We start from the raw sequence: 18,821 nt of genomic DNA on the forward strand, positions 1-18,821 counted from the left end.
GACGGAGTCTGCTGGTTTTGAGTTCCACCTGCAGCGGACATATTGGAATAGGGGCTTCTTCAACGTTGGGGTCGCGGCGGCGGCAATGCTCGGGGCCGATGGCGACACCATCGAAATATTCTTCGGCGACTCGCGGCAGCCCATTCTGGGCACCATCAATCGGGTAGCGAACAGCAACCACACGCCGCGTGTATTTGGGGGACCGGCGCTGCGCAAGTGTTTTCAAACGCTGCCGGAAATGACCAACATGCTCGTGCAAGTGCTCTCCCCAACCTCCATCCGGCTACAGGCAAAAAGCTAGTTACACGTGCCGGAAACTGGGGGAATGTGGTTCTTTCGTCATGGTGGAGCCCCGATGAGGTGCAGACCAACGTCCAGGGGCCGGTGCGAGACGAAAAAAAGTCTGGCCAGCTAGGCGCCATGCGGGTGGCCAGACTTTGTGTATATCGTTTGTCTCTAGATGAGCCCCCCTGGTACAGACTTTTTTTCTTGCCGGTTCAAAGGGGGCTCAAATAAATCAACGACTTAGACGTGATTTTGGTACAGACTTTTTTGTCTACCGTTAAAAGAAGCCGCTATCAATAGCGGCTTTTTTCTTTTGTCTGCGCGATTGGCGCCTGCCTTGCGGTGACTAAAGTGGTGAATTTCCTGAGGGTGTAGCGCTAAGTCCAGCTTGGCGCCGTCCGAGGGTGACAAAAAATCCGAGTCAAGCCCCTGCGCTGGCGCGCATTGAGACGGCGTCGTACCAACGACGCAGGGCACGAAATTCCTCAGGGATCGACAGATCGATCGCCTTGGCCGCAAAGTCCACGGTGACGAGCAACGTGATGTCCGCCACCGAGAAACGCTCGCCAGCCGCGTAGGGAAACTCAGCCAGCCGCGCGTCCATGTCCGCGAAGAGGTTCTTCACGCGCTGCCTGCCGCGCTCAGTCAACGCGGGGATCTGCTCGTAGTCATGCGGTCCCGATATTGCGCGGCCTTTCAATCCAGCGACCTTGTTGCGGACCGCTTCCATCACGGCAGCGAATCCCTCCTGCTCGATGCGGCGATCCCACATCGAGATGATGGCCTGCTGCGCCGGCGTCGTGCCGAAGAGCGACGGCGTCGGATGGATGTCATCGAGGTAGCGGCTGATGACGGGCACTTCGCCGATGGCCGTGCCGTCATCCATGACCAGCGTCGGCACCACGCGGCGCGGATTGATGGCGCGGTAGGCGTCGCCATGCTGCTCGCCCTTGCCCAGGTCGACGGGGATCAACGTAGGCGTCAGGCCCTTCTCGGCCAGCAGGATGCGCACGCGGCGCGAATTGGGTGACGAGGTGGAGTGATAGAGCTTCATTTGAATTCCTTGAAAGATTAAAAGAGGGCGTGCGCGTCAGAGCTTGGAGCCGCCATCTACGCGCAGCGTGTCGCCGGTGATCCAGCGCGCCTGGTCCGAGGCCAAGAATGCGACGGCGCTGGCGATGTCTTCGGGTTGGGCCAGGCGCTGCAGGGCCTGCATGCCCAGGGTCGCCTCGCGGCCAGCGTCGGTCTTGGTGAAGCTGGACATCTCGGTCTCGACGACGCCGGGCGCCACCGCGTTGACGCGGATGCCGCGCGGGCCGAGCGCCGCAGCCCAGTGCTTCACCAGCGTATCGATCGCACCCTTGGTGGCGGAGTACGCGGAGAGCGTGCCGACCGAAGCGTGCGCCGCCAGGGAAGACAGCAGGACGATGCTGCTGCCCTTGCACAGTGCGGGCAGCAGTTGCTGCACGAGGAAATACGGTGCACGCACGTTGACGGCGAAGAGTGCGTCAAAGTCCTCGACCGTCGTCTCCTCAATCGTCGCGGCCTTGGCAATGCCGGCGTTGGCCACCAGCACGTCCAACCGTCCACCGATGATGGCGCGAACACGCTCGGCCAATTGGTGAGGGCCTTCCGATGTGCGCAGGTCCGCCGCGATCTTCTCGGCCTTGCCGCCGGCGCTACGAATCTCGTCGACGACCGCGGCCGCCTCTTTCTCGCCGCTGCCAAAGTGGACCAGGACCTGGGCGCCGGCCGCGGCCAATGCCAGGGCGGTGGCGCGGCCGATTCCGCGCGAGGCGCCGGTAACGAGCGCAGTCTTGCCTGTGAGTGAGTTCATGATGGCGATCTCCAAAGACGTTGCGCGTTCATTCAGGACAGGAACTGTTCGGCGTGCGCGACGAAGCGGTCCGGGTACTGATAGATCGAGCCGTGGTTGGCGTCGGGGTAGATCACCAGCTCTACGTTTGGCAGGTGCTGTTGCAACGTGACCGAGTGGGCCGTCGGGATGATCACGTCGTTGCTGCCCTGAACGACCAGCGTGGGCTGCTTGATCGACTTCAGGTAGGCCAGTGCGTTCTCATCCGACGAGATCCACTTGCCGATCGCTTCGCCCTGGGCAGAGACGGTCTGCGCGCTCACTTCCGGATCGCGATCCTTGCGAAGCCACTTGCGTTCGAGGAAGGCGAGCCCAGCCTGCTGACTGGCCTCGGACGGCGCGAAGTGCACCGCCAGCCAAAGATGTTCAGGCGGCTCGTAGCTGCCGGCGAAGATCTCTGCCGAACGGCTGGCCGTCATGTCGTTGCCACGGTAGCCCGTGCCGACGAGGATGATCTTGCGGACGAGATCACCCCCCTGCAGTGCGATCTCCTGCGCGACAAAGCCGCCAATCGAGATGCCCAGCACATCCACTTGCTCCAGGCCGAGCGCGCGGATGAAGGCAATCGCGTTGGCGCCCATCTCCGGGAAGCTGGTCGGCGTCTGGCCGGATGAGCTGGACACGCCGGCGTTGTTGAAGAGGATCACCTCACGCGTCTGGGCCAGGCCATCGGTTACGGCCGGGTCCCAATAATCCATGGTGCCGGTGTAGTGCTGGTTGAAAACAATCGGCACGCCTCCCGACTTGCCGAACCGGCGATAGGCGAAGCGGATACCGTTGGCCTCGACGTATTGAGTCGGGGCGGTGTGGTGAGTGAAGGTAGACATGGTCGTGTTCCTGATGAGGTTGGCGCAATCCTTGAGCGGGCAAAGCGCTGCCCGGCCCCGGTGCAAACCGGGGCGTTGCGTGGATGACGAGAAGGGCCGCGCCGGCTTGGCGCGGCTCAGATCAGCCGGCGGTCTTGCCGCCGTCGACCGTGACGATCTGGCCGGTCACGAAGGCCGCGGCCTCCGAGGCCAGAAAGCGCACGGCCGCCGCGATCTCAGCCGGCTTGCCGACGCGACCCAGCGGCACGCCCGAAGCGAGTGCGGCCTTGTTCTCCGGTGTGCCGGTGAAGCGGTCCAGCATGCCGGTATCGGTTGGTCCGGGGGCTACGGCGTTGACGCGAATGCCCGAGGCAGCCACTTCGAGTGCGGCCGACTTGGTCATGCCTTCGACCGCATGCTTGCTGCCGGCATACACCGACGCATAAGCCGCACCTTCGTGTCCATAGGTCGACGAGATGTTGACGATGCTGCCGCTGCCCTGGGCGGTCATCACGCGCAGCTCATGCTTCATGCTCAGCAGCGTGCCCAGCACGTTGGTGTCGAAGGTGGCGGCGTAGCTGTCAGCGGTCTGGTTGACGATCAGGCCGGGCTGGCCTTCGGTGCCGGCGTTGTTGACGGCCACGTCAAGGCGCCCGAAGTGGGCCACGGTCTGGTCCACCAGATCCTGAACCTCGCGGTCGTGCCGGACGTCGGCCTGGATGAAGTGGGCGTCGGCGCCCAGCTGACGGAGTTCGGACTCCAGCGCCTTGCCTTCGGCCGGCCGACGGCCAGAGATGACGAGACGGGCGCCGCTGTCAGCGAATGCCAGGGCGGTGGCGCGACCGATGCCGGTCAGCGCGCCGGTGATGAGAATGACGGGATGGTTCATGATAGGGTCCTTGAGGTATGACTGTGGATGCATGGGGCGAGGGGCCGTTTCCGTTGTCTGGAAGCCGCTGCCCCCGTCGCCATGGAAGAGAATTTAGGGATTCCCGCCCCGGAACAAAAAGACTTTGTAAGCTGGTGGGCATGCCTGAAATGCATGGGGCCACGTATGGAACTGAGACATCTGCGCTACTTCATCGCCGTGGCCGAGACCGGCAGCCTGACGGTGGCTGCCGAGCGGCGGTTGCACACCTCCCAGCCTTCACTGAGCCGGCAGATCCGCGATCTGGAGGACCAAGTGGGTGTGGAGCTGCTGCGCCGCAGCGCGCGCGGTGTCGAACTGACGCCAGCGGGGAAGGCCTTCATCGATCACGCGCGATTGGCGCTGAGCCAGGTCGATGCGGCAATCGAGGCCGCGCGTCGGGCAGCGCAGCCGAGCAAGCAGCGCTTCGCGCTGGGTTTCCTGACGGGACAGGAGATGACCTGGCTGCCGAAAGCGCTGCACCTGCTGCGCGATGAGCTGCCGAATATCGACGTGACGGTCTCCAGCGATTACTCGCCAGACCTGGCGGATGCCTTGGCGCGAGGCCGGCTGGACCTGGCTTTTCTGCGCGCCGAGCCGGGCTTTGATCTGGACTACACAACGGTCGGGCGCGAGCCCCTGGTCGTGTTGATGCCGAGCGACCATGCACTGGCCGCGCAAGAGCGCATCCGACCGCAACAACTGGTGGGGCAGCCCTTTGTGGGGATGGCCAACAAGGCTCGGGTGCTGCGTGCGGTTGTGGAGGACTATCTGCAGCGCGAAGGCGTGTCGCTGACGCCCACGCAAGGTGTGGACAACCCGGCAATGGTGATGTCGCTGGTGGCCTCGACGCGGGGGCTTGCGCTGATTCCCGACTATGTGGAGAACCTGCTGCCGTGGTCCGTGGTGAGCCGGCCGCTGGCGGGAGACGTGCCAATGATCGATCTCGTCGTCGGCCACAGTCGATCCAACGCTTCACCGATCCTCAAGCTGTTCTTGTCCCGCCTAAGCGAACTGGCCCAGCGGGCGCCGGACGAGCAACGCCGCTAAGAACCCCTTAGGGGCAGGCGGCTGTCGACCTGCGGCCGCCTGACAAATCCGAACCACCCATGCATCGCGCGAAACAGTAGGTGATGCAGTCGGGCTGCCTATTCATTGCATGAGCAAGCTTGTTGCCCGACAAGGTTGCATCCAGCCGGAACAACGAGATTCAAACACCATGTGGTGATGTGCTGAATGCGGGCGATTTCCAGTTCGCGCCAGCTTGCGCCTCCACAAATTCAATGACCTGCCTGTTTCAGCCGTGACACAAAAATGCGTGCTTGAGCAGTGTGTTGCCCTTGAGGGCGGGCGCATTCCTAGGGAAATCAAGGTGTTAATCGCCCTGGCACAGATGTCGCTCTACGCCCTGCGGGGAGGAGCCAGCCATGCCAACAATCACCTCGCGGCGCCATGCTTGGCGCGTGGCGATCCACTGCGCGATTGAGCCAATCGCACTGGCTGCCGGTTTTGCAATGATGCTTGCCGGCGCGCCGGTGTTCGCAGACGAGGGCGACATCATCGTGCAACGCGATGTCACGCCGCGCATCGCCTATCGGGGCGTGTCCACTGAGTCTTTACCGGTGCGCACCGCGGTCAGCCCGTTTCCTACCCAGGCATTCAATCAATCCGTTGGGTCGGTCATGTCTGTGCTCTCTGACGGAGAACTCAGCACGTCACATGCATCTGCCGCCAACACCACCGCCGGATTGCAGCGTGTGCTGACTTCGCAGTCGAGTGGGGTGCAGCCCGCAGCGGGCGGGCTCGCAGTTGGAACCGCCGTAGGTGGTGCAGCCGTTGGCGGTGTGGGTGGCCAAGTGGTGCAGGCTACGGCCGGCATCGCTTCGCAGATCAGCGGTGCGTTGGCACCGCTCTCACGAGGTGGTCAGCCGTGAAATCGCCAATGCTGCCCCACGTTGTGGTGGCGATGAGCATCGTGGCGACCGGCGCGGCATGGGCCCAGGGGACACCGCTGTCTGCCGTGATCGATGGGGATGCCGCTGCCAACACGGCCGGACGCGTCGCCGTCAATCAGGTGTCGGGGGTCGGTAACGCCCAGGCAAACCTGGCGGCCTTGTCGACCGATGCAGCCGGCGTCGTGTCATCACAGGTTGTCGGGCGAGCCGCGCCCGGCCTGTCGGCATCGAGCCGCCTGGCGGGGGCTTCCTTCAATGGTGCAGCGGGGCTGGTGTCGATCAACCAAGCCAGCGGTGCCGGCAATGCGCAAGTGAACGTCGCGGTGATCGCGCCCACCGCTTCCGTTATGCAGCAGCAATCCCACCACATTGAGCCACTTGCCGACAGCGCGCTGTCTGGCGTGGCAGTGCAGTCTCGTCGTCAGGATGCCGCGCCCGCGGCGGAGGGCAGGCAAGACGCGTCGATCGCATCGACCGCGTTGCGCAATACCTCCGGCGTTGTGCAGGTGAACCAGGCGGCAGGAACGGGGAATGTCGTATCCAACGTCTTTGTGCTCCGTCCCCCGGCGGGCACTCTTTTTTAACAGCAACAAAGGAAGGGAGATCACCATGAAAGCCAAACTGACTGCCATTGCTGTACTCGCCCTGCTTGCTGCAGGTGCCGCCCAGGCCCAGAGCCGCGACGAAGGTCCGCGCTCTTCCGGGGCGGTCATCAGCAACGTGACCGAGATCAGCAATGACATCTATGTGCGGGGCTACGGCCTGGCACTGGGTTTTGTGCCGTTCAGCTCGGAATCGTCGGCCGTTGTCGATTCCACGCAGAGCAGCAACAACAACTCGGTTGACCTGCCGCGCGGCAGCAACAAGGCGACGGTTGATGGACAAGCGCTCAAGGGCGCGCAGGGTGCGGTGGGCGTGAACGTAACGTCAGGCGCAGGCAACGTGCAGTCCAACGACGTGGCACTGGCTGCAGTGGATGCCGGCAAGGTGTTCGCCTCTGCGCAGGTGTTCAACACCCAGTCGGACCCGGGTGAGTCTCTGTCAATCGGCAATGCCGTCAACAAGGCATCGCTGGGCGGCAGCGCACTCAACGGCGCCAAGGGCACCATTGGCGTGAACATCGCCGCAGGTGCAGGCGAGCTGCAAGAAAACGGCATGGCTGCATCGACCAACAGCTCGGGCCGTATCGCCAAGGCAACCGACTACAACAAGCAGTCGGCCGACAACAACTCGCTGCGTCTGAACGGTTGCGATCCGACCAATGTTGCATCGCTGAACGGCACCGCGCTGATGAACGCCATGGGCAATATCGGCGTGAACATTGCCGCTGGCGCGGGTAACCTGCAGCACAACGGTCTGGCAATCGCCACCGCCAAGGGCGCGAACTAAAGCAACGTCCGTTCACCCGGCCGTGAGCCAGCGGTCGGGTGTCTGGTCCCCTTGGGGGGGAGTCATGCGACTGAACCGGCGATCAATGGGCACGATTGGGTTGTGTCTCCTCTGCACATGCGGCTTGTGGGCAGCACAGGCAGGCGCCCAGGAGAGCGCGATCGCGTTACGCGCGGATAGTGAGATGCCGTTGAACAAGCCGGTCAAGAGCATGGCGGAGCTACGCTATCGCAGCGTCATGCGCCAGCAGCAGGATTTCAGTTGTGGGGCTGCCGCGGTCGGCACGTTGCTGCGCTATGGCTATGGCATGGACATCGACGAGCGCCGTGTCATTGCCGACATGATGAACGTGAGCGACCCGAAGCAGGTCGCCGAGCAGGGATTCTCCATGCTCGATATGCGCAACTACGTGCAGACACTGGGCTTTCGTGGCCGAGGCTACCGTGTCGACATGGCGGCGTTGCGTGATCTGGCGATCCCTGTGATCGTCTTGCTGAGCGTGAACGGGTACCAACACTTCGTGGTTGTCAAACGTGCGGCCCAGGGGCGGGTGTTCATCGCCGACCCCGCACTGGGTAACCGCATCATGCAGGAATGGGAATTTGCGCCTGCGTGGAACGGCCTCGTATTCGCAATTGTCGGCGACGTGTCCGTCCAGGCCGATTCCGGATTGATGCAGACCAATGCTCCTACCTTGCGTGCGCGTGAGAATGCCGCGTTCTCCGGTGGGGCGCTGCCGATCCAGATGGAATTTGGGCCTGCTCGGTGGGACCTGTTCTGATGAAAACCAAGACACTCGCATGGATGCTGCCGCTGGCGTATGCCGGCTGGTGTGCCGGCGCCAGCGCAGGGACGCTTCCCAACCTTGCCGAGGCGTCCGACGCGCACGATAGTGCCGTGTTGTTTCATTCCGGTACCGTTGTTGAGCTGGCTGACGATGGCGAGCTGGCCCAACAGCGCGGCAAATACCTGGGCGCAAGCATTGTGAGCGGCTTCATGATTGAAATGGCCTCGCAATGGCGCAACGAGGCCGGACAGGCAGCGGCCGAAGCCCGAATGCTGGCGACCAACCTGCGCAGCAGTACCGCCAATGTTGCGGTGAGCACGCAGGCATCCGTGCAGATGGGCGCTGGCGCCCTGGCAGGCGCCTCATCCGGGGCGACCGCCTCGGGTGGGGCCGGGGTACAGGTTAATGGTGTCGGCCAGGTGACACAGGTGGCTGGCAACAACAATCTGGCCAGTAACACCACATCCATCTCGATGCAGGCCGCTCCATTGCCTACACTGCCTTCGGGCAGTGCGTTGGCGACGGCGGCACAGAATGGATTTACCGCTCAGGCCCAGGCGGGCGCGGGCGGCGTGCAGGTTGCCATCACCAGTCCGATGGGCGTTGCCTCGCAGTCGGTGACACCCAATCTGGCTGGGGCGGCGGGGAGCGTAATGCAGGTGGCGCAAATGGCGGGCAATGCGCAGCTGATTGCCAACCAGTTGTCGATCCAGCTGCAGATCCAGACGATGTCGCGCCAACAGCTGGCTCAGATCGGCGTGGCGCAGGCATTGCAGGCGGTGGCGGGTTTACGCCGCTAGACGTGGCGAGGCAGAATTCCCTATAACAGCGCAATAAAAGAACGCACAGGCAGGCAGTGAGAGTCGGCGCTTGGCAATTGGGCCTGCGCGCCGAAATGGAGGCTCTTCAGCCTCCGCCTTGCTTTCCGGGGGGAAACATGGGACACCGACGCACGGCAGTGGCGTGGGCAGTGGCATGTTGGTCGTTGCTTCCTGCAGCGGCCTGGGCGCAATCGGCACAGTCCGACGACAGCTCCTTCGACGCGCGGCTGGCGCGCCTGCAGCGCATCATTGAACGGCAGCAGAAGATCATTGATGCGTTGGAAGAGCGTGTCGGCGATCTGGAGCTAGTGCGCGTGCGCGGTCGAGGTGTCGGCGGTGGCAACACACCGGCACCGGCGGCGGCCTCAACGGCAGCAACACAATCGCCTTCGGGTGCACTGGTTGCCCAATCCGGCAGCACGGCGCCCGCATCGGAAAGCACAACCGCCGCCCGCCCAGATCCCAATGACAAGCCTCGCATCCAGAGCAAGGACCTTGTCTTCCAATCTGAGCATGCTCCGCTATTCGAGCGACGTTTCACGCTCGATACCGGCATCAGCTACAGCTACTACGATCGCCGCAATCTCGCGCTTTCGGGCTTTCTGGCGTTGGATGCGATCTTCCTCGGGCAGATCAACCTGGTCCAGACCAAGGCCAACGTCACCACCTTCGACATCACCGGCCGCTACGGCTTTAGCGATCGGCTGAGTGCGGATTTCACAGTGCCGGCGGTGTACCGTTCCAGCACGTTCTTCAGCGGCGGCGCGGGCGGGGCGTCGAGCACGGTGAGCGAGGCAGACAAGTCCTCCGCCGGCCTGGGCGATGTAAGCGCGGGCATCTACTACCAGCTCGTCAAGGAGTCGGCCGACTGGCCGGACATTGTTGGCAGCTTCCGTGTACGCGCGCCGACCGGGCGCTCGCCATTTGGCATCAAGCTGATCCAGGCCGACAGCAATAACAACAACCTGATCATCGACCAGCAACTGCCCACGGGCAACGGCGTGTGGAGCGGCACGCTGGGCATGTCGTTTCTGAAGACGTACGACCCGGTGGTGCTGTTTGCCAATGCCAGCTATACGTACTTTGTGCCACGCTCGTTTGCCGACCTCTCGTCCACGGCAGGCGTGGTGCAGCCGGGCAAGGTCAAGCTGGGCGATACCATCACGTTGGGCGGGGGGCTGGCGCTGGCACTGAACGACCGCACAGCGCTGACGATGGCATATAGCACTGCGTTCTCAGGCAACACCCACATCACGCCGGACGGCGGTGCGGAGCAATCGGTCGTAGGCAGCAAGACCAACGTGGGCACGATGACGTTCGGCATCAGCCATGTGCTGACCAAGAATCTGTCGATCAGCGCCACATTGGCGATGGGTCTGACACCGGATGCCCCGAACTATGTCTTCACGCTGCGTTTCCCATACACGTGGTAGCGGCATGCGTTGGTGTCCCGGCGTATGCCACGGTGCCACCCCGCACCCGGCCAGGGGTGTTGTTGACCTGTTTGATGTGATCGGTATCGATCATCGGTCGGCACGGCGTGTGGAGCGTCTTGGCGCGCGGCATGCCGGGTGTTTTAAGCGCGTGCGCGCTTGATGGCGCCCTGTATGCTGCCATGGCGTCTCTTTCGATGTTTCGAGGCGCATTCGTTGCCGACAATCTGGGAGACCTCCGCGTGTTCTATTTCCTCAACAAGGTGCTGCTGCTGATTGTGTATGGCATTGCGCTGGGCAGCTATCTGACGGTGCTGCCGCTGCCGCCGGACGTCATCTATTGGGTGCGCATCATCGCTGTGGTGCTGCTGGCTGCGCATCTGCTCGAAGTGGCGTTCTGTTTCCGCAAGGTCGCGCTGCACAAGGGGCCCCTGCTCGACAGTGTGTTGCTGACCATGTTGTTTGGCTTCCTGCACTGGAAGCCGATGGCGGATGCCGCCCGAAACGCGCGCTGATCGCCTCTCGCACGCCTAGCCGCAACCGCCATCGCGGGCTACTCTGTTCGAGTCATCCCCCACACACGCTCGCCTTGTTGCGATGCGACATACATCATGGACAGAGCGGAGCGAACAGCGTTTGTCTTTGCCGGCGGTGGCAGCCTGGGTGCCATCGAGGCCGGCATGCTGCGCGAGCTGGTGGCCTCGGGTGTTGTTCCGGACATGGTGATCGGCGCATCGGCCGGCGCCATCAATGCCGCTTTCTTCGCGTGCAACCCGCATGCTGCCGGCACAGCACAGCTGGAGGCGCTCTGGCGCGGCGTGCGCCGTGCGGATGTGATGCCATGGTCGTGGCGTGCCATGTTCGGCATGCTGGGCGGCAGGCGTGCGCATCTGGTGGATGCGTCCGGCCTGGCGCGGCTGCTGACGCGGCATTTTTCAGAGGCCATGCTGGAGGCGGCGGCGTTGCCGCTGCACGTGGTGGCCACCGACATGCAGACCGGTGCCGAGGTGGTGCTGTCTTCCGGCCAGATCGTGCAGGCCGTGCTGGCCAGTGCGGCCATCCCTGGGGTGTTTCCACCCGTGCGCGTGGGCGATCGCTTGCTGATCGATGGCGGTGTCGCCAACAACACGCCGATTTCCGCCGCCATCCGGCTCGGCGCAACGCGTATCGTCGTTCTGCCAGCTGGCTTTGCCTGTGCTGACCGACGGGCGCCGCGCAGCGCCATCGAGCACGCGCTCAATGCGCTGTCATTGCTGGTGGCGCGCCAGCTGGTGCAGGACCTGGAGCGCTGGGCGGGGCAGGTGCCGATTGCTGTGGTACCGCCGCTGTGCCCGCTCGATGTATCGCCCTATGACTATGCCCGCTGCGGGGAGTTGATCGACCGTGCTGCCGCCGCTACCGCCGCGTGGCTGGCCGCGGATGGCCTGGCTGGAACCGGCATTCCCAGCGCCCTGCGCGAGCACCATCACAACGAAGACCACCCAAGCTGCAGCGTCGACCCGCACGCCATGCCGACCGCCTGACACCGTGTCGGCCAGGTGGCAGATGCCGTATGCTCATGCCGTCACAAATACACCGGTGGGGGGTCTCATGGGCGTGGTGATCGATCATCCGGTCGAGGTGTTCCTCATGGCGCTGATTGTGTTGGCGGGGGCAGCGCGTATCGGCTCGGCCCTATCGAAGCGCCGTGCGCTCGATGGCAGCACGCACGAAGACTTTGACGTGATCCAGGCGGCCACGCTCACGCTGCTCGGCCTGATGATCGGCTTCACGTTTTCGATGGCCATCAGCCGCTACGACACGCGCAAGAACTACGAAGAGGAAGAGGCCAACGCCATCGGCACCGAATATGCGCGTGCCAGCCTGCTGCCCGCAGCCGATGCCGCCAACCTGCGCGGCTTGCTGGTGAAGTATGTGGAGGTGCGCATCCAGCTCTACAGCAGCCACGACACCAAGCAACTGCCCGCACTCGAGGCCGAAACCTCGCGCCAGCAAGATGCCTTGTGGGCGGCAGTGCTTGGGCCCGCCGCTGCGCAACCCACGCCCATCGTCGCGCTGGCCGTGAGTGGCATGAACGACGTGCTCAATGCACAGGGCTATACCCAGGCCGCATGGCGCAACCGGATTCCAGTGGCAGCCTGGGTGCTGCTGTTCATGGTGGGCGCATGCGGCACGTTCATGGTCGGCTATGGCACGCGCAGTGCACGCATGCGCGGGGTGCTGCAGTTGCTGCTGCCCTTGGTGCTGGCGCTGTCGTTCATGCTGATTGCCGACATCGACAGCCCGCGCGGCGGGTTTGTCCATGTGGATCCGGTCAACCTCAAGACGCTGGCGGCTTCCATGCAGCATTGACGGGCAGGGCGGGATTTTCTGCCTGGCGTTGAAACTGAATCTGCATCGCGCGGCTGTTTCTGCGCACGTTGCGCGCCCATGATGCGGTCATCCAGTTCCACCTGAAGCCCATCATGAAAGCCGTTGCCTACTACGAAAGCCTGCCCATCGACGCGCCCAATGCGCTCGTCGACCTGACCTTGCCCGACCCCACGCCCGGCCCGCACGACCTGCTGGTGGAGGTGCGTGCCATCTCCGTCAATCCGGTCGACGTGAAAGTGCGAACCGGCATGCCCCCGGCGGATAACCAGCCGCGCGTGCTGGGCTGGGATGCGGCAGGTGTGGTGCGTGCCGTGGGCGCGGAGGTGTCGCTCTTCAAGCCTGGCGATGCAGTCTGGTATGCCGGTGCCCTGCAACGCGCCGGCACCAACAGCGAGCTGCATGTGGTGGACGAGCGCATCGTCGGCAAGATGCCTGCCACGCTCGGGTTTGCGCAGGCGGCCGCGTTGCCGCTGACCGCCATCACCGCGTGGGAACTGCTGTTCGACCGGCTGCAGGTACCGCAGGCAGACACGCCCAGTGGCAAGACGTTGCTGATCGTGGGGGCGGCGGGTGGCGTCGGGTCGATCCTCGTGCAGTTGGCGCGCCAGCTGACTGGTTTGACCGTGATCGGCACCGCTTCGCGCCCGGAGACGGCCGCCTGGGTGCGCGAGCTTGGCGCACACCACGTGATCAACCACACGCAGCCGCTGGCGGCCGAGCTGCGCCGCATTGGCGTGCCTGAGGTTGACTACGTGGCCAGCTTGAACCAGACCGAGCACCACTTCGAGCAGATTGTCGAAGCGCTCAAGCCGCAGGGCTGTCTTGCGTTGATCGATGACCCGACGCAGCTCGACGTGCGCAAGCTCAAGGCGAAGAGCGTGTCGCTGCACTGGGAGTTCATGTACACGCGCTCCATGTTCCACACGGATGACCAGATCGAGCAGCACCACCTGCTCAACCGCGTGGCCGCCATGATTGACGACGGCACGCTGCGCTCGACCATGAGCGAGCATTTTGGCGCCATCAACGCAGCCAATCTCAAGCGTGCGCACGCCCTGATCGAAAGCAATCAGGCGCGCGGCAAGATCGTGCTGGAAGGGTTTTGATTCAGATGTCGGCCAAGTAGCCGCCGATGCGTTCCTGCAGGAAATCACGCAGGCGCATCAACGTAGGCGACAGTGCAAGGCGATGCGTGCAGATCAGGTGCAACGGCGCCACCTCGCCTTGCCAGTCGGTCATCACTGGCTGCAGGCGGCCGGCGCGCAGGTCGGCCAGCACGTCCAGGCGCGACTTGTACGCGATGCCGTGACCAGCAACGGCCCAGCGGCGCACGAGTTCACCGTCGTCGGCCACGCGATTGCCGGTCACGCGCACCACCTGCGTGTTGTTCGCCTGGTGGAACGTCCATTGGTCGTGCGTGGTGTCGGACAGCGCCAGCCGCAGGCAGTTGTGCTGAAGCAAGTCATCGGGCGATTGGGGCACGCCGTGCCTGGCGAAGTAAGCCGGCGCGGCGCACAGCACACGACGGTTGTCGGGCGCCAGCGGCAGCGCCACCAGTGAGGAATCGTCCGGCTCGCCGTAGCGCACTGCGGCGTCCACGCGCTGGCGGAACATGTCGACCAGCCGATCGCCAATGCGCACCTGCAACGCCACCGCCGGGTGCTCGGTGAGGAAATCATCGAGCCAACCGGCGAGCACGTTGCGCCCCAGGTCGGATGGGATCGACAGCGAAACATCACCACCGATGGCCTGCCGGCTGAGCGCGAGCGAATCCTGCCCGGCCTGCAGATCGGCCAGCGCGCGCCGGGCGTGCGCCAGGTAGCGCTCGCCTTCCTGCGTGAGCGCAAGGCTGCGCGTGGAGCGTGCCAGCAGCCGCGCGCCAAGCTCGGCCTCCAGCCGCTTGACTGCCGCGCTGGCGGCTGCCGGTGCAATGTTCAGCACGCGCGCCGCCGCCGACAGGCTGCCGTTGTCTACGGCCAGCACGAAGATGGTGAGGTCTTCCAGGCGGATCATGACTGGGTAAAGGAGAGGGTTGGGGGGCATCATAATGGGAACCCTGGACGCTGCCCAAACCAACCGGAGTCTTTTGCGTGGACGCATTTCAGCAGATTGAAGCGCATCAAAAAATCTTGGACGTGTTTGGCTGCTGGCCTAGCTTTCATGACGGCGAGGTGCACCGTGTTGTGCTTGATCGGGGTGCTGCGCTTGGGCCAACTGTTGAGTTGACCATCCGTGGCTGGAATTTGACACCCGAGATCACAGAGGCGGGTTTCTACAAGCAGGACGCTGATTCGCTCGTGCATTTCCGATTTGAAGGCGTGAGCGATCTGGTGCTGGATGGCCTCAACCATCAGAACGTCCTGACCTGCCTCGAGTTCGAGCAAGTTGACGCAACGAAACATGCGCGAGCTGGCCTGCTTGTCACGCTGGAACATTGCTTTGGGCTCTGCGGTCAATTCCGGGCTGAGCGAGCAAGCATCGTGTCCGTTAAACCGTACGTAGAGCCGACGGCCTAGCATCGCATCATGAGTACCTACAACACTCTCCACGTCGAAAACGGCGCCGACATCAAGCTCTGGACCAACGGCGTGCCGGTAGAAGATGAAGCCCGCAAGCAACTGATGAACACGGCCAAGATGCCGTTCATCTTCAAGCACCTGGCGGTGATGCCGGACGTGCACCTGGGTAAGGGTTCGACCATCGGCAGCGTGATCCCGACCGAGGGCGCGATCATTCCGGCCGCCGTGGGTGTGGATATCGGCTGTGGAATGATGGCCGCGCGTACGACGCTGACGGCCGCAGACCTGCCGGACAACCTGCACGGCCTGCGTAGCGCCATCGAGGCAGCGGTGCCGCACGGCCGTACGCAAGGTCCGCGCGACAAGGGCGCCTGGAACACGCCGCCGGAAACCGTCGACGCGATGTGGGGCGAGTTGGTCGACGGCTTCAAGCGCATCACCGACAAGTACCCGAAGCTGAACAAGACGAACAACCACAAGCACCTGGGAACGCTGGGGACCGGTAACCACTTCATTGAGGTCTGCCTGGATGAAGAGCAACGCGTCTGGTTCATGCTGGACTCGGGTTCGCGCGGGGTGGGTAACGCGATCGGCAACCTGTTCATCGAACTGGCGCAGGCCGATATGCGACAGCACATCGCCAACCTGCCGGACCGTGACCTGGCGTACTTTGAAGAAGGCAGCCAGCACTTTGACGATTACGTTGAAGCCGTCGGCTGGGCGCAGGACTATGCGCGCCGCAACCGCGCCACGATGATGCAGAACGTGATCGCAGCTGCGCGCAAGGTCATCACCAAGCCGTTCGCGGCCGACGTGGAAGCGGTGAACTGTCACCACAACTACGTGCAGCGCGAAACCCACTTCGGGCGCGATGTGCTGGTGACGCGTAAGGGCGCGGTATCGGCGCAGAAGGGACAGCTCGGGATCATTCCGGGTTCGATGGGCGCGAAGAGTTTCATCGTGCGCGGGCTGGGTAACGAAGAGGCCTTCTGCTCGTGCAGCCACGGTGCGGGCCGCACGATGAGCCGCACGCAGGCCAAGAAGCGTTTCACGGTCGATGACCAGATTCGCGCCACGGCCCACGTGGAATGCCGCAAGGACGTTGACGTGATCGACGAGATCCCGATGGCGTACAAGGACATCGACCACGTGATGGCCGCGCAGGCAGATCTGGTGGAGATCGTGCATACGCTGCGCCAGGTGGTGTGTGTGAAGGGGTAGGCTCCCCTTCGCGTGCCGTCTTTTTGCCTGCTGTGGGCACGGTGGTTTTCCGCCGTGCCCGACTGCGCTTCATGCAACAAGAACAACAAGTGAACACCATGACGTTTCTGTATTCCCACCCCGTCTCCGACACCATCCGCGAGCGTGTGCTGGCGGAGCTCAGCAGCATCGAGCAGCAGCACGACGTTCGTGTTCTGTTTGCCTGCGAATCCGGCAGCCGCGGCTGGGGCTTTGCCTCGCCCGACAGCGATTACGACGTGCGCTTCGTCTACGTGCATCAGCCCGAGTGGTACCTGCGCGTCGAGCCGCAGCGCGATGTGATCGAACTGCCGATCAGCGATGAGCTGGACATCTCTGGCTGGGAGCTGCGCAAGGCGCTGCAGCTGATGCACCGCTCCAATCCGACGCTGCTGGAATGGCTCGCCTCGCCGGTGGTGTATCGCCAGGACGCGGCGCTGGCCGAGCGTATGCGCACGCTCGCGCCGACGTTCTTCTCCGAGCGCAAGGGGCGCTGGCATTACGTGTCAATGGCGGCAAAGAACTTTCGCGGCTATCTGCAGGGCGAGACCGTGCGCATGAAGAAGTACCTGTACGTGCTGCGCCCGCTGCTGGCCGCACAGTGGATCGACGAAGGGCGTGGCATCCCGCCGATGCGCTTTGCCGATCTGGCTGACGTGATGGTGAAAGACACCGCGTTGCGCGACGAGATCAACCAGTTGCTGGCGATCAAGATGGAATCCGGCGAGGCCGAGTACGGCGCACGCTTTCCGCGCATCCATGCCTTTATCGAACAGGCGCTGGCGCAGGAAGACGTGCCGGCAGATTTCCGTCAGGCGACAGGCAATCCGGCGGCATTGGATGCGTTCCTTTACGACACCGTGCTGACGCGCACACCCTGTACAAGCTAACGCGCAACCCAACTGACGGGTGCGCAGACCAACAAGAAGAACAAACCATGAACACCCAACTGCAGTTTCAATCGCAACCTGCCACCTGCATCGAACTCGATGGCGCGCAGGGCGAGGGCGGCGGACAAATCCTACGTACGGCACTCACCCTGTCGATGCTGACTGGCACGCCGTTCCAGATCGACAACATTCGCGCCAAGCGTTCCAAGCCGGGTCTGCTGCGTCAGCATTTGACCGCTGTGCAGGCGGCCAAGGAGATCAGCGGCGCCACGGTGGAAGGCGCAGAAGCGGGCTCGCAGACGCTGCGCTTCACGCCCGGCGCCATCCGTGGTGGCGACTACCGTTTCGCCATCGGCACGGCCGGCAGCTGCACGCTGGTGCTGCAGACCATCCTGCCCGCGCTGTGGTTTGCCGATGCACCGAGCACTGTGTCGGTGAGCGGCGGCACGCACAATCGCGCAGCGCCGCCGGTCGACTTCCTCATCCGCGCATGGTTGCCGCTGATGGCGCGCATGGGCGTGATGCAGACGCTCGCGCTCAAGCGCCACGGCTTCTACCCAGCCGGTGGCGGCGAGGTACAGGCGACGATCATGCCGTGCGCAGGCCCGCTGCGTGCGTTGCATCTGACCGAGCGCGGCGCGCAACAGGCGCTGCGTGCCGAAGGCATCGTTGCAGGTGTGCGCGGCGGCGTAGCGCGGCGCGAGCTGGACATGCTGGGTCGCCTCGTGCCCGGCGTTGATGGCACCGTGCGTGATCTCGGCAACGCAGAAGGCCCTGGCAATGCGCTCGTGCTCGACATCGTGCACGAGCATGTCACCGAGGTGCTGACCGGGTTCGGCGAGCGCGGTGTGCTGGCCGATACCATCGGCAAGGACGTCGCCCACGCAGCACTGCGCTACTTGCAAAGCACGGCGGCGGTGGACGAATACCTGGCCGATCAGCTTGTCTTGCCGATGGCGCTGGCCGGTGCCGGCAGCCTCACCGCGGTGGCGGCTTCGTCGCATCTGCTGACCAACCTCAGCGTGATTGAGAAGTTCCTGCCGGTAGCGTTTGATGTGGAGACCGTCGGGCCGGGTTCGCCTGTTCTTGTGCGCGTGCTGTAGCGCTCGCCGCCAATGGCCCGTTCGCCAATAAGGCAACGCCCGCATGGTCCATCGACCTGCGGGCGTTCTTGTTTGCACCTAGCGATGCGCCAGGATGTTGACCACATTTCCGAACGGATCACGCACATGGAAGCGCCGCACGCCCCACGGCTCATCCACCAGCGGGTAGACGATCTCCAGGCCGAGCGACAGGGCGCGTGCATGCACCACATCCGCGTCGTCCACCTCAATGGACAGCGCCGGCACCGGGGTGCCCGAGCCGCCCTCGGTCGCGATGCTGACCTGCGGCGCCATCGTGGCATGGGTGTCGGCAAAGGTGACGATCCAGCCGTGATCCATCACGGCTTCCAGGCCGAGCAGGTCGGCATAGAACGCACGGGCGCGCGCCGGGTCGGGGGCATGCAGGTTGGGGACGATGCGTCGGACGGCCATGATGCG

The 18,821-nt window shown here is 63.8% G+C and carries 22 protein-coding genes; 16 read left to right on the forward strand and 6 right to left on the reverse strand.

The annotated features are described in order from the left end of the window. A partial coding sequence (locus C404_RS60305) for a hypothetical protein (RefSeq protein WP_031329745.1) occupies positions 1 to 301 on the forward strand: 301 nt, incomplete at its 5' end. A gap of 405 nt (positions 302 to 706) precedes the next feature. Here the strand turns inward: C404_RS60305 and C404_RS48960 are convergent. From C404_RS48960 to C404_RS48975, 4 genes are all read right to left on the reverse strand, one after another. Then, a complete protein-coding gene (locus tag C404_RS48960; RefSeq protein WP_021196135.1) occupies positions 707 to 1,339 on the reverse strand; it encodes a glutathione S-transferase family protein in 633 nt (210 codons plus the stop codon). A gap of 36 nt (positions 1,340 to 1,375) precedes the next feature. Beyond that, on the reverse strand, positions 1,376 to 2,122 hold the full coding sequence (locus C404_RS48965; RefSeq protein WP_031329747.1) for an SDR family NAD(P)-dependent oxidoreductase: 747 nt from the start codon (positions 2,120 to 2,122) through the stop codon (positions 1,376 to 1,378). Between the two features lie 32 nt (positions 2,123 to 2,154). Next, complete coding sequence (locus tag C404_RS48970) at positions 2,155 to 2,988, reverse strand: alpha/beta fold hydrolase (RefSeq protein ID WP_021196137.1); 834 nt, start codon at positions 2,986 to 2,988, stop codon at positions 2,155 to 2,157. A 121-nt stretch (positions 2,989 to 3,109) separates the two neighbouring features. Continuing rightward, positions 3,110 to 3,856, reverse strand: a complete 747-nt coding sequence (locus tag C404_RS48975) for an SDR family NAD(P)-dependent oxidoreductase (protein ID WP_021196138.1) — start codon at positions 3,854 to 3,856, stop codon at positions 3,110 to 3,112. Between the two features lie 165 nt (positions 3,857 to 4,021). On the opposite strand from C404_RS48975, the gene C404_RS48980 reads away from it, so the two are divergent. From C404_RS48980 to C404_RS49030, 11 genes are all read left to right on the forward strand, one after another. Further along, on the forward strand, positions 4,022 to 4,924 hold the full coding sequence (locus C404_RS48980; protein WP_021196139.1) for a LysR family transcriptional regulator: 903 nt from the start codon (positions 4,022 to 4,024) through the stop codon (positions 4,922 to 4,924). A gap of 377 nt (positions 4,925 to 5,301) precedes the next feature. Next, a complete protein-coding gene (locus C404_RS48985; RefSeq protein ID WP_021196140.1) occupies positions 5,302 to 5,808 on the forward strand; it encodes a hypothetical protein in 507 nt (168 codons plus the stop codon). An 8-nt stretch (positions 5,809 to 5,816) separates the two neighbouring features. Further along, positions 5,817 to 6,413 carry a hypothetical protein gene (locus C404_RS48990; RefSeq protein WP_021196141.1) on the forward strand — a complete coding sequence of 199 codons (597 nt, stop codon included), beginning with the start codon at positions 5,817 to 5,819 and terminating at the stop codon, positions 6,411 to 6,413. A 25-nt stretch (positions 6,414 to 6,438) separates the two neighbouring features. Beyond that, a complete protein-coding gene (locus C404_RS48995) occupies positions 6,439 to 7,218 on the forward strand; it encodes a hypothetical protein (protein ID WP_021196142.1) in 780 nt (259 codons plus the stop codon). Positions 7,219 to 7,282: 64 nt separating this feature from the next. Beyond that, entirely contained in the window at positions 7,283 to 7,999 is a 717-nt protein-coding gene (locus C404_RS49000) for a cysteine peptidase family C39 domain-containing protein (RefSeq protein ID WP_031329750.1), read from the forward strand. Between the two features lie 23 nt (positions 8,000 to 8,022). After that, positions 8,023 to 8,805 carry a hypothetical protein gene (locus C404_RS49005; protein ID WP_232317416.1) on the forward strand — a complete coding sequence of 261 codons (783 nt, stop codon included), beginning with the start codon at positions 8,023 to 8,025 and terminating at the stop codon, positions 8,803 to 8,805. A 137-nt stretch (positions 8,806 to 8,942) separates the two neighbouring features. After that, positions 8,943 to 10,259, forward strand: a complete 1,317-nt coding sequence (locus tag C404_RS49010; RefSeq protein WP_031329751.1) for a hypothetical protein — start codon at positions 8,943 to 8,945, stop codon at positions 10,257 to 10,259. A gap of 119 nt (positions 10,260 to 10,378) precedes the next feature. Then, positions 10,379 to 10,774 (forward strand): hypothetical protein, encoded by a 396-nt coding sequence (locus tag C404_RS49015; RefSeq protein WP_232317417.1) that lies wholly within the window; start codon positions 10,379 to 10,381, stop codon positions 10,772 to 10,774. Positions 10,775 to 10,870: 96 nt separating this feature from the next. Continuing rightward, positions 10,871 to 11,782, forward strand: a complete 912-nt coding sequence (locus C404_RS49020; RefSeq protein ID WP_021196147.1) for a patatin-like phospholipase family protein — start codon at positions 10,871 to 10,873, stop codon at positions 11,780 to 11,782. A gap of 67 nt (positions 11,783 to 11,849) precedes the next feature. Continuing rightward, a complete protein-coding gene (locus C404_RS49025; protein ID WP_021196148.1) occupies positions 11,850 to 12,611 on the forward strand; it encodes a bestrophin-like domain in 762 nt (253 codons plus the stop codon). Between the two features lie 113 nt (positions 12,612 to 12,724). Further along, positions 12,725 to 13,738 carry a zinc-binding alcohol dehydrogenase family protein gene (locus tag C404_RS49030; RefSeq protein WP_031329753.1) on the forward strand — a complete coding sequence of 338 codons (1,014 nt, stop codon included), beginning with the start codon at positions 12,725 to 12,727 and terminating at the stop codon, positions 13,736 to 13,738. 1 nt (position 13,739) lies between these two features. Here C404_RS49030 and C404_RS49035 read toward each other — a convergent pair whose 3' ends face one another. Then, entirely contained in the window at positions 13,740 to 14,645 is a 906-nt protein-coding gene (locus C404_RS49035; RefSeq protein ID WP_021196150.1) for a LysR family transcriptional regulator, read from the reverse strand. Positions 14,646 to 14,722: 77 nt separating this feature from the next. Between C404_RS49035 and C404_RS59485 the strand changes: the two genes are divergently transcribed. The 4 genes from C404_RS59485 (at position 14,723) to rtcA (ending at position 18,383) form a co-directional block, all read left to right on the forward strand. Continuing rightward, positions 14,723 to 15,148 carry an Imm50 family immunity protein gene (locus C404_RS59485; RefSeq protein WP_160170180.1) on the forward strand — a complete coding sequence of 142 codons (426 nt, stop codon included), beginning with the start codon at positions 14,723 to 14,725 and terminating at the stop codon, positions 15,146 to 15,148. Positions 15,149 to 15,157: 9 nt separating this feature from the next. Further along, positions 15,158 to 16,372, forward strand: a complete 1,215-nt coding sequence (locus C404_RS49045) for an RtcB family protein (protein WP_021196152.1) — start codon at positions 15,158 to 15,160, stop codon at positions 16,370 to 16,372. 71 nt (positions 16,373 to 16,443) lie between these two features. After that, the gene (locus C404_RS49050; protein WP_031329754.1) at positions 16,444 to 17,280 is read left to right on the forward strand and encodes a nucleotidyltransferase domain-containing protein; all 837 of its coding nucleotides are present in this window, start codon (positions 16,444 to 16,446) and stop codon (positions 17,278 to 17,280) included. A 47-nt stretch (positions 17,281 to 17,327) separates the two neighbouring features. After that, positions 17,328 to 18,383, forward strand: a complete 1,056-nt coding sequence (gene rtcA / locus C404_RS49055) for an RNA 3'-terminal phosphate cyclase (RefSeq protein WP_021196154.1) — start codon at positions 17,328 to 17,330, stop codon at positions 18,381 to 18,383. 78 nt (positions 18,384 to 18,461) lie between these two features. Here rtcA and C404_RS49060 read toward each other — a convergent pair whose 3' ends face one another. Further along, entirely contained in the window at positions 18,462 to 18,815 is a 354-nt protein-coding gene (locus C404_RS49060; RefSeq protein ID WP_021196155.1) for a glyoxalase superfamily protein, read from the reverse strand. Between the last annotated feature and the right edge of the window lie 6 nt (positions 18,816 to 18,821).

The sequence above is a fragment of the Ralstonia sp. AU12-08 genome, assembly GCF_000442475.1.
Taxonomy (GTDB): Bacteria; Pseudomonadota; Gammaproteobacteria; order Burkholderiales; family Burkholderiaceae; genus Ralstonia; species Ralstonia insidiosa.

What these genes read in the sequence shown, in the direction of transcription:
- C404_RS48960 (WP_021196135.1), bottom strand. Translation starts at nt 1,339, where the DNA reads ATGAAGCTCTATCACTCCACCTCGTCACCCAATTCGCGCCGCGTGCGC.
- C404_RS48965 (WP_031329747.1), bottom strand. Translation starts at nt 2,122, where the DNA reads ATGAACTCACTCACAGGCAAGACTGCGCTCGTTACCGGCGCCTCGCGC.
- C404_RS48970 (WP_021196137.1), bottom strand. Translation starts at nt 2,988, where the DNA reads ATGTCTACCTTCACTCACCACACCGCCCCGACTCAATACGTCGAGGCC.
- C404_RS48975 (WP_021196138.1), bottom strand. Translation starts at nt 3,856, where the DNA reads ATGAACCATCCCGTCATTCTCATCACCGGCGCGCTGACCGGCATCGGT.
- C404_RS48980 (WP_021196139.1), top strand. Translation starts at nt 4,022, where the DNA reads ATGGAACTGAGACATCTGCGCTACTTCATCGCCGTGGCCGAGACCGGC.
- C404_RS48985 (WP_021196140.1), top strand. Translation starts at nt 5,302, where the DNA reads ATGCCAACAATCACCTCGCGGCGCCATGCTTGGCGCGTGGCGATCCAC.
- C404_RS48990 (WP_021196141.1), top strand. Translation starts at nt 5,817, where the DNA reads ATGCTGCCCCACGTTGTGGTGGCGATGAGCATCGTGGCGACCGGCGCG.
- C404_RS48995 (WP_021196142.1), top strand. Translation starts at nt 6,439, where the DNA reads ATGAAAGCCAAACTGACTGCCATTGCTGTACTCGCCCTGCTTGCTGCA.
- C404_RS49000 (WP_031329750.1), top strand. Translation starts at nt 7,283, where the DNA reads ATGCGACTGAACCGGCGATCAATGGGCACGATTGGGTTGTGTCTCCTC.
- C404_RS49005 (WP_232317416.1), top strand. Translation starts at nt 8,023, where the DNA reads ATGCTGCCGCTGGCGTATGCCGGCTGGTGTGCCGGCGCCAGCGCAGGG.
- C404_RS49010 (WP_031329751.1), top strand. Translation starts at nt 8,943, where the DNA reads ATGGGACACCGACGCACGGCAGTGGCGTGGGCAGTGGCATGTTGGTCG.
- C404_RS49020 (WP_021196147.1), top strand. Translation starts at nt 10,871, where the DNA reads ATGGACAGAGCGGAGCGAACAGCGTTTGTCTTTGCCGGCGGTGGCAGC.
- C404_RS49025 (WP_021196148.1), top strand. Translation starts at nt 11,850, where the DNA reads ATGGGCGTGGTGATCGATCATCCGGTCGAGGTGTTCCTCATGGCGCTG.
- C404_RS49030 (WP_031329753.1), top strand. Translation starts at nt 12,725, where the DNA reads ATGAAAGCCGTTGCCTACTACGAAAGCCTGCCCATCGACGCGCCCAAT.
- C404_RS49035 (WP_021196150.1), bottom strand. Translation starts at nt 14,645, where the DNA reads ATGATCCGCCTGGAAGACCTCACCATCTTCGTGCTGGCCGTAGACAAC.
- C404_RS49045 (WP_021196152.1), top strand. Translation starts at nt 15,158, where the DNA reads ATGAGTACCTACAACACTCTCCACGTCGAAAACGGCGCCGACATCAAG.
- C404_RS49050 (WP_031329754.1), top strand. Translation starts at nt 16,444, where the DNA reads ATGCAACAAGAACAACAAGTGAACACCATGACGTTTCTGTATTCCCAC.
- rtcA (WP_021196154.1), top strand. Translation starts at nt 17,328, where the DNA reads ATGAACACCCAACTGCAGTTTCAATCGCAACCTGCCACCTGCATCGAA.
- C404_RS49060 (WP_021196155.1), bottom strand. Translation starts at nt 18,815, where the DNA reads ATGGCCGTCCGACGCATCGTCCCCAACCTGCATGCCCCCGACCCGGCG.